This window comes from Micromonospora sp. CPCC 206060 (assembly GCF_036906895.1).
Taxonomy (GTDB): domain Bacteria; phylum Actinomycetota; class Actinomycetes; order Mycobacteriales; family Micromonosporaceae; genus Micromonospora.
This window is the reverse complement of sequence record NZ_JBAKHU010000133.1, coordinates 1-6,486: the sequence shown is the minus strand read 5'-3', so window position 1 is coordinate 6,486 and position 6,486 is coordinate 1. Positions and strand designations below refer to the sequence as shown.

The following is a 6,486-nucleotide window of genomic DNA, read 5'->3' as shown; positions in this document are numbered from 1 at the left end:
GCACGAGAAGGCGATCGGGCGGGACGGCTGGCGGTGGCTTGCCGCCGAGCACCGCGCCGCGCACCTGGTCGACGCGGCCCGGGCGTACCTGCTGACCGGCGACCCGGTCAACGCCGGCCGTCTCCTGGTCGACGCCGAGCGGACCGCACCGGCTGAGATCCGCCACCGACCGACAGCACGCGAAATGCTCGCCCGGGTGGCCCGTGACCCGCACGCCCCGGGGACGGTCACCCCACTCGCCACCACCCTCGGCCTGGGCTAACAGCAGACAAGCCGGACGGGTTCATACCCAGTACGGGCGTGGGCAGTCGCCGTCATCGCGGGGACCGATGATCTTGCCGCTCCGCCGGCACCACGCGCCGACCTGCCGTCCCAGCCCTGGGGGCGGACCCTTGACCATTGGTCTATACCAGTATTAGCCTACGCCGCATCTGCCCGAACGCGCCGGCGACCGTTGCGCACCGAGCGCACGCCAGCCCGCCCGCGTCGCCACTCACTCGATAAGGAGCAGGGCTGATGGGTACTAGACGGAGTACGAACCGATGGCCACGCGTGGCTGCATTCCTGGTGGCCTGTCTCGCAGGGGGATTCGCCCTGGCGCCGGTCACCGCAGCAGCGCCGGCTTCACCCACGGCTGCATCCGGGCCGTCAGGTGGAGACGCCATGCCTGACGGGCCGATCGGTCGCCCGGACCAGCCGGCGTTCCCGGACGGATACGTCCAGCGCGTCCAGGCGGCCCTGCGGCAGGGGACCGACACGTGGGGCGAGCAGCTCATGGCGCTGCCCGACGGCCCGACGATGGCAAACACGCGGGACCTTCTCGTACCGGCCAGCCACGGCGACGACTTCTGGCACGACACCCGGTGGAACAACCTTCCATTGACATACCCGATGCCGGACCTCAAGAACTTCAGCGCGGAACGGGACTTCAGCTTCCACTTCACCGACGGCAGCCAGATCAACTCGGACTTCGCCGACGGGCGGACCCGGCAGTGGGCCAAGTTCTACGTCGGCGACGGGACCGAACTCTACGGGTCGGCCGAGACCAGGCTTGACGAGCCGAAGCTCGCCGATGGCTACCAGCCTGTGCTGCAGAACCACTACACCGACCGCCAGGGACGAACCTACGAACGGGAGTCCTACGTCACGCGGTTCTCCGGCTCCGCTCGGCTCATGAGCATGATCCGCTTCGTTGTCCGGCCAGGAAGCTCCGGCCAGACCTCGGCCACACTCCGCGTCAACCTGAACGGCATGTACGTCGCCGGGGCCGTGGCTGCCGAGAACAACCTCAAGGTGGGCGACAAGCTCGCGCTCGCACACAGTGGCCAAGCGGCGTGGAGCGCACCGGATCTGACGTACACCCTCGACCTCAGCGAGGGCCCGGCGGAGGTCCACCTGCTCATGATGAACCAGCCCCAGGCGCTCGGGACGGTCGTCATGGACAAGAGCGGATACGACGCCAAACGGGCAGAGATGATCGCCTACTGGAAGGGCCAGCTCGACACCGGGAGCGGGGTGCAGATTCCGGAGAAGTACGCCGCCGACGCCATGCGGTCCATGCTGCTGTCCAACCTCGTCATGGGCTACAACCTCACCATCGGCAACGGCTACGAGCTGCCCGACGACCCGAAGTTCGCGTGGATCCCCGAGGTGGTGGCCACGGTGGCATCACTCGGTGACTTCGGCTACGCGCCGCGCACCCGGCAGACGATGGACGAGTTCCTCGTCCGGGGGCAGTACCTCGACGGGTTCACGACCTGGGAGCGGGGCATCAAGCTCCAGGCGGCCGCGAGGTACCACCTCCAGACCGGGGACTCCGGACTCATCACGGCCAACCTGGCCACCTTCCAGGCGTGGCTCAAGGACATCGCGGCCCAGCGGAGCAACGACCCCAACGGGCTGCTCACCAAGACGAGCCTCTACTCCGACAACAGCGCACGGGCCCACGGCATCCACCACCAGGCAGACGTGTGGCGCGGCCTGCGTGACATGGGTGTCGTCCTGCGTCTCATCGGCCGCCCCGACGACGCGGCCGCCTTCACCGCACAGGCAGACGGGCTACGCGCCGCGACCCTCGCCGCGATCGACCGGAGCAAGACCACATTGCCCGACGGCTCGATCTTCGTGCCCATCGCGCTGCTCGAACCGAACGACTTCGACCCAGCCGGGATGATCACGAACTCACCGCAGGGCAGCTACTGGAACCTCATCATGCCGTACGCCCTGGGCAGCGGCTTGATCGATGTCAACAGCCCGCTCGGGCAGGGCCTGACGACCTTCCTCAACAACCACGGCGGCACGTTCCTCGGGCTCACCCGGTTCAATCTCAGCGGTGAGCCGGTCGAGGCGTGCCAGACCCGCCCTGCTGGTCCGTGGCCCGCAGCGGACGGCTACCGCTCGAGCGGCGTCGACCAGCAGTACGGCTGGTCCTACCTCAAGTACCTCGACCAGGTCGGTGATGCCGATCGGATCGGGCTGACGTTCTACGGCATGCTCTCCCAGGGCTTCACCCGCAACACCTTCATCGGGGGCGAGGGCGAAACCGTCGCGCCGTGCCCGATGGAGTACTACCGCTCCCAGTTCCGGGCACCCCTGTCACCGAACAACGCCACGTACCTGAAGGCGCTGCGGGGCATGCTCGTCAACGAGACCCTCGACGCCGCGGGTGTGCCGACCGAGCTCGACCTCGCGCCGGCGACGCCCAAGCCATGGCTGTCCGACGGCCAGACGGTCGGGGCCACCAAACTGCCGACCCTGTTCGGCCCGGTGACCTACTCCATCACCTCGACCGTTGCCCAGGGCACGATCGAAGCCACGGTGACGCCCCCGCCCACTGCGGCGGGTCGCCCCGAGCTCCAGCGGGTCAAGCTGCACCTACGAGTGCCGGCGGGCTACCAGCTGAAGGCCGCAACCGCCAACGGCGCCGCAGTCCCCGTCGAGGGCGACGCCGTGACGGTCCCGGGCACAGGGACGACGACCGTTCGAGCTACGGTGTCGCGCGTTCAGGTGGGCCAGGTGTCCCGGGCGCAGGTCGTTGCGAGCGAACTGGCGACCATGGCTGCCCCGGGGACGACGACGGACCTCGGGATGCTCGTCGAGATGTCCGGGACCGCCGTCGTCGAGGGCCAAATCTCGGTGGACCTTCCGAACGGATGGACGTCACCGTCCGGGCAGATCCCGTTCGCCCGCAACGCCAAGAACGGGCTCGCTTGGCAGCAGGTCCGCACGCGCGTCTCGGTCCCGGCCGATGCGGCGCCGGGTGACTACCGGATCGTCATGACCGCCCGCCCGGATGGCGGGGAGCCGAGGGCGTTCACCAAAACCGTGACGGTGGCCCGTCCGGCTTCCGGGACCTACCCGGACCTGGTGCGGGCAGACGGCGCCGTTGGTTACTGGCGGCTCGACGACAGCGGGGCGACAGTGCTCGACAGGTCCGGGCACGGCAACAACGGGGTCGTCCGGGGATCCGTGGTCCAGGGCCAGCCGGGGCCGCTGGCCGATGAGAACAGCCGGTCGATGAGCCTTGAGGGCGGCTACATCGAGGTACCCGACTCGGCGAGGCTGAGCCTGACCGGCCCCTACGCCCTGGAGGCATGGGTCTACGTCCGGGAGGGCGGCGACCAGGGCGTGCTGGAGAAGTACGACTCGCCCGCGCGCAACGGGTACCTTTTGCGCCTGGGTGCGAAGAACCGGCCGGCGGCGATGAACCTCTCGGACACCCTGTCCACCACCGGTCCGGTCGGTGTCCCCGTGTTGCAGTGGGGCTGGCACCACATGGTGTCCGTCTTCGACGGCTCGACGCTCAAGGTCTATCTCGACGGCATCGAGCGCGCGTCCGTGCCGATGAGCCGGGTGCCGACCGACGGGGCTGGCTCGCTGAAGATCGGGGCACGAGGGGATGACGCGGGGAACCGCTTCGGTGGCTGGATGTCCGAGGTCGCCGTCTACGATCGCGCGCTCACCCCGGACCAGGTGAAGGCCCACTACGTCAAGGGTGTGACGGCCGTGGGGCAGTGAAGCCTGGTGGTCGACCGACCTTGGCGTGATCGAGGCAGGCTTGGGCGGTGGCGAGGGCCCGGTTGCGTTTGAGTCGGTTGATGCCGCACTCCACCGTGTGACCCTGTCGGGAAATGTGGGGGTCGAAGGTCGGTCGCTGACCGACCTTCGACCCCTTCCTGCGCCGGTTCGCAGCCTGGTCGACCTTGATCGGGGTCTGTCCCCACGAACACCGCTTCTTGCGGCCTCTTGACAAAGAGGGGCGCTGCCACCGGCGAAGGCGAGCCGCTGGGGTTGTCCGCCGGCAGGCGCACAGGCACGCACCTGCACGCCCACCGCCGGAGCACCTGACGTGCCCCATCTGATACGCGCGTCATCCTCCCAGCCGGGCGCCACCTGAAGATCAACCACGGCGCAGCGCGGGCGCCCCCTGCCGTACCGCCGATCTTCCGCGCCGCGCCCCTCGATCCACTCCATTTTCAGGAAAACGGGCTGTCGGATCGGGGCTGACACCGCGACTACCAGGAAATCGAGTGGATTACAGAGCGGTGGTCGAGGCCGATTAGGGCCGAAGCGGATGTCCGGTGTCATCTCGGCGGGACAGTCGGCCCTCGTGTGCTGGCGCAGACGGTGCAGCTCGACAGGCGGCGAGTCGGAGGTCCGCCGCCGAGGTCCGCTACGGCTGACCAGCGGACCCTGCGACTTCCAGTGCGCGGGCACCACGGCACCGCGCAAGGACGGCGGTGGACGGCACGCCGGTGCCGCCGTACGCGACACGTCCCGCTCCGTACGACGACCGGACCTGCGGATGGTAACGGTTTTCATTACGGACGGCCGACGCGCAGGCGTGCTCGGCACGGCTGACGCGATCCTGGCCTCCGGGATGACCCTGGGCAACGGCAGTTTCGCGCCGCTGCTGGCGCACGCGTCGACCACGGGTACCCCACTGGTGATGTTCGCGCAGACCGGCAGCGGAGTAAGGGTATCCCATCAACAGGTTGACGATGCCCTGCGCAGAATGGCTCGCTTCCCGCCGACAGTTGCGGGCAGGCTGTCGGAATGGGAACGGACTTCAGTGGTGAGGTGGCAACGTACTACGCGAGGCACCGGCGCGGCTACCCGCCCGAGGTGCTCGACGCCCTCGTCGGAGCGTTCGGCCTCGGCGCCGCAGACACGGTGGTCGACCTCGGCTGCGGCACCGGTCAGTTAAGCCTCCCACTCGCCGCCCGGGTGGGGGCCGTCATCGGCGTGGACCCGGCGCCGGACATGCTGGTCATGGCCCGCCAGGCCGCCCTCAACGCCGCAAGAGTCAACGCTACGTGGCTGCTCGGTGCTGACAGCGATCTGCCCGCGCTGGGCCGGCTACTCGGCGAACGGACGATCGGGGCGCTGACCGTCGCTGTCGCTATCCATTTCATTCGCCGCCCCCTGAACGCACACCAGGGCATTGGACCGCGACACGCTGTTCAGGGCCGCCCGGCCGCTGCTGCGTCCCGGCGGCGGCGTCGCCGTGGTCACCAACGGCGCGCCGCTGTGGTCGCAGGACGCCGAGTGGTCTGCGGCACTGCGCGAATGCCTGGAACGGCTGCTCGGGCACCCCGTCACGGCGACCTGCCAAACCGACGAGGCCGGACGCTGGCGCAACCAGGACGCTCTCGTACGTGCCGGCTACCGATACGCGGAGTCGTTGGTGCAGTACGATGCACCGCTCACCGTTGATGACATGGTTGGTAACGTCTTCTCCGCCATGTCGGCCGACCGACTGCCCTCCATGCAGGACCGAGCCGCGTTTACCTCCGAGGTCCACGACGCCCTCGGAGGGCGTGACAAGGTCACCGAGCGAGTCCGCGTCTGGCTGCAGTTCGGTACGCCCGATTGAGAGCCGTGCCTCTCTCAACTACAGCCTCCCTACCTCCGCGACCTTGTCGTTCCACTCGTTGACGAGCCGCACCAGTCAGGTTGACAACAGCTCACAGTCAACGTTCGCCACCTGGATTCCTTGAATCCCTGTCCCGCCACCGGCCGGCAGCGAGGGCACAGCCGGAAGACCGGCCAACCCGCGAGACCCGATGGACCGAGCGGGTTGGATAGCCAGCGACGTCCAGGGCCCCAGGCGTCTTCACGCTCCCATCCCTCGAAGACCCCCAGCCAGGCTACGGACATGTCCACGACGTGGACATCGAGATGCATCGTGCGGCGTCGGCACTGGTCAGCACGGCCAGGCAGCGGCACCCGCTGGATCCGTGTCGCCATGTCTGGCTGGCGGTCGAGAACTCCGTCTCCCGGCTCGGCGTGACTTCAAGGTGCACCCGCCTGGCGCGATCCGGCCAGGTTCATTGCCGGTGGTGATCGCTGATCGTGACCCTGTTCTAGCTGCAACGCCGTTCAGTTAGGCGTGGGCGTGGCTGGTCAAGGGTGTGTTGATCGGGGTGTGAGAGGCGGGGTTCCGGTATCAAGGTTTGTCACTCCAAGACAACCCGAACCAGGAAC

Annotated in this window: 2 protein-coding genes and 2 pseudogenes; all 4 read left to right on the top strand. The window is 68.4% G+C overall.

Features of this window, described 5'->3' with window-relative positions:
- Positions 1-262: pseudogene (locus tag V6U90_RS32075) on the top strand (helix-turn-helix domain-containing protein); the annotation flags it as partial.
- Between the two features lie 401 nt (positions 263-663).
- Positions 664-4,017 (top strand): LamG-like jellyroll fold domain-containing protein, encoded by a 3,354-nt coding sequence (locus tag V6U90_RS32070; RefSeq protein WP_334444708.1) that lies wholly within the window; start codon positions 664-666, stop codon positions 4,015-4,017.
- A gap of 1,038 nt (positions 4,018-5,055) precedes the next feature.
- Positions 5,056-5,289, top strand: a pseudogene (locus tag V6U90_RS32065) (class I SAM-dependent methyltransferase); the annotation flags it as partial.
- A 154-nt stretch (positions 5,290-5,443) separates the two neighbouring features.
- The gene (locus V6U90_RS32060) at positions 5,444-5,875 is read left to right on the top strand and encodes a hypothetical protein (RefSeq protein ID WP_334444711.1); all 432 of its coding nucleotides are present in this window, start codon (positions 5,444-5,446) and stop codon (positions 5,873-5,875) included.
- Positions 5,876-6,486: the final 611 nt, after the last annotated feature.